At 74.7% G+C, this 3,027-nt stretch carries 2 protein-coding genes; both read left to right on the forward strand.

Annotated elements, in window-relative coordinates; translation table 11 throughout:
• The first annotated feature begins 80 nt into the window (after positions 1-80).
• Positions 81-1,616: a hypothetical protein gene (locus ABZ281_RS44215; protein ID WP_356663902.1), complete on the forward strand. Its 1,536-nt coding sequence runs from the start codon at positions 81-83 to the stop codon at positions 1,614-1,616.
• Complete coding sequence (locus tag ABZ281_RS44220) at positions 1,613-2,947, forward strand: AAA domain-containing protein (protein ID WP_356663904.1); 1,335 nt, start codon at positions 1,613-1,615, stop codon at positions 2,945-2,947. The genes ABZ281_RS44215 and ABZ281_RS44220 overlap by 4 nt, the downstream gene beginning before the upstream one ends.
• Positions 2,948-3,027: the final 80 nt, after the last annotated feature.

Genomic DNA, 3,027 nt, shown 5'->3' on the forward strand with positions numbered 1-3,027 from the left:
TCCCGGCTGAGCGCTTCCCGGGAAGGCCAGCGTGTCCAGACGTTCCCCTTCACACGCGCTACCTCCCCACGGACCAGGCCGTGCCGTCACCGTACCGGCACCGCCGTCTCGGCGACCGCCCGCTGGTGTTCGTACCGCTGACCACCGCCGGTGAGGCCGGGGCCCCGCTGGGCGCGCTGGTCGGCACCGACCGGGACGCGCCGCGTCTGCTGGCCGTCCCGCAGCCCCGCGACCGCGACCTCAGGTTCGCGTTCCTGGCCGAACTGGCCGACGTCGTGCTGCCGTACATCGACTCCTTCGCCGAGGCCGTCGAGGCCGCGGAGCGCACCGAGACCGACCCGGAGACCGGCAAGCGCGTCAAGGTCGAGGTCGACCTGTGCGCCGACGCGCCGCAGCTGATCGTGCCGAGCCGCTCGGGCATCGACCTGGTGCGGCTGCTCGGGCGCTCGACGCGGTTCCGGCGTACGGCGGAGCAGGATCCGGAGGCTCCCTTTCCGGCGCCGCCGCGGGTGCCGCTGCTCGGGCGGTGGCTGACGCACTTCGGGGAGCGGGCCCGGGTGCCCGGCTCCTCGCTGCTGCTGGCGATGACCGACGTCCTGGGCCGGCACTGGGTGACCGGGCAGTCCACCCTGGAGGACCAGCATCTGGGCGCGTTGCTCGCCTGGATCGACCCGCCGCAGGGCGTCACCGGCGCCGAGGCCGCGCTGCGGGCCGAGCTGGAGCGGGACGCGCAGGGCCAGCTGACGTGTCCGCCGGCCGGTCCGGCGACCGACCCGGCGTTCGACAACAAACTGCTCGCCCCGGCCATCGAGCGCTACGACCGGGCCCGCACCGCCCTCGCCGCCGCCGAGGACGGCCTGGAGGCCGACGAGCGGCTGGGGGCGCTGAGCGCCGCCGAGCGGGAGATCCGCGACCTGGTGCTCAGCCGCACCCGGCCCACCTGGGACGCGGTCTGGCGGGGCCTCGACCTGCTGCGAGACCTGCCCGAGGGGGCGCGGGTCGAGGAGCGGTGGACCCGCGACCGCTGGTCGTTCACCGGTCACCGCGACCGGGTGCTGGCCGGGGAGCCTCCCCAGCCGCGCCGCGACGACGCGGTGACCGCGGCGAACAAGCTCGCCACGCGCGAGCGCGAACAGGCCCGGCTGGAGGCGCAGGAGGCCCTCGACGACCCGCTGGTGATGGCGGGCCGGCGGCTGTCCGGGGAGGCGTTCGCGGGTGAGGTCACCGATGTCGTGATGGCGTACAGCGAGGGCAAGCGGCCCAGCCCGCGCCCGTTGGTCACGGTGCGCACGGACGACCGGCCGCATCTCGGCGAGCGGACGAAGGTGTACCGGTCGCTGGGCGGGAAGCCGCAGTCGGCCGAGTTCGTCGCGGACGAGGAGGACGGCGCGCACGTCGTCCTGCGGGTCCTCGACAAGATGGGCCGCGGCAAGGACCCCGAGCCGGGTTCCGTGCCGGAGAAGGGCGACCGGGTCTGCTTCACGCTCTTCGAGCACGAGCAGCGGGGCGGCGCGAAGCTGCCCGACCCGGAGGAGACGCCGTGGACGCACGGCGGGCCGCCCGGCGAGGCGGCCCTGGAGCCGGCCGACCCGGTGACCGAGGAGGATGTGCTGTGACCACGGTGTTCGACCCCTCGGCCGCCGCGGCCCGGGCCACCGACGCGATCCTGCACGACACGCTGCACGGCACCGCGCGTGGTGTCGTCGTGGACTCCCCGCCGGGCGCGGGCAAGTCCACGCTGGTGGTCCGCGCGGCCCTGGAACTGGCCGAGGCCGGTCACCCGCTGATGGTGGTCGCACAGACCAACGCCCAGGTCGACGACCTGGTCCTGCGGCTCGCCGAGAAGAACCCCGAGTTGCCGGTGGGCCGGTTGCACAGCAGTGACTCCGACCCGTACGACAAGGCGCTCGACGAGCTGCCGAGCGTACGCAAGTCGGCCAAGGCGGGGGACCTCGCCGGGCAGGCCGTGGTGATCTCGACGGCGGCGAAGTGGGCGCACGTGAAGGTCGACGAGCCGTGGCGGCACGCGATCGTCGACGAGGCGTACCAGATGCGCTCGGACGCGCTGCTCGCCGTGGCCGGGCTGTTCGAGCGGGCGCTGTTCGTGGGCGACCCGGGACAGCTCGACCCGTTCGCGATCGTCGGCAGCGAGCAGTGGGCGGGCCTCACGTACGACCCCTCGGGCTCGGCGGTGACGACCCTGCTCGCGCACAACCCGGACCTGCCCCAGCACCGTCTGCCGGTCTCCTGGCGGCTCCCGGCCTCGGCGGCGCCCCTGGTCTCGGACGCGTTCTACCCGTACACGCCGTTCCGCAGCGGCACCGGCCCCGGTGACCGGCGCCTGGCCTTCGGCGTGCCGTCGGACGGCTCGGGCCCCGACCGGGTGATCGACGAGGCGGCCGAGTCGGGCTGGGGCCTGCTGGAGCTGCCCGCCCGGCACACCCCGCGCACGGACCCGGAGGCGGTGCTTGCGGTGGCGTCGGTCGTCCGGCGCCTGCTGGACCGGGCGGGCGCGGCGACCTCGGAGCGCTCCCCGGCGCCCTCTCCCCTCACCGCCGACCGGATCGCCGTCGGCACGGCCCACCGGGACCAGGCCGCCGCGGTCCGCTCGGCCCTGGCCGGCCTCGGCGTCACCGACGTGGTCGTGGACACGGCGAACCGGTTGCAGGGCCGTGAGTACGACGTCACGGTGGTCCTCCACCCCCTCTCCGGCCGCCCCGACGCCACGGCCTTCCACCTGGAGACGGGCCGCCTCTGCGTCCTGGCCTCCCGCCACCGGCACGCCTGCATCGTGGTCTGTCGAGCAGGGGTCACCGACCTGCTGGACGACTATCCGTCGACGGAGCCGGTGCAGCTGGGGACGGTGGTGAAGTTTCCGGACGGGTGGGACGCAATGTTCACCACATACCTGCACCTCCTGGAGCACCGTGTGTCCTGGCGTCCCTGACGTCCTACGGCGCCTTGGGCTTGCGGTGGCCGGTCATGCGCCCAGAAAGTGCCGGGGCGAACGTTGCCTGTCGGGCCACC

Source organism: Streptomyces sp. NPDC006265 (assembly GCF_040613555.1).
Classification (GTDB): domain Bacteria; phylum Actinomycetota; class Actinomycetes; order Streptomycetales; family Streptomycetaceae; genus Streptomyces.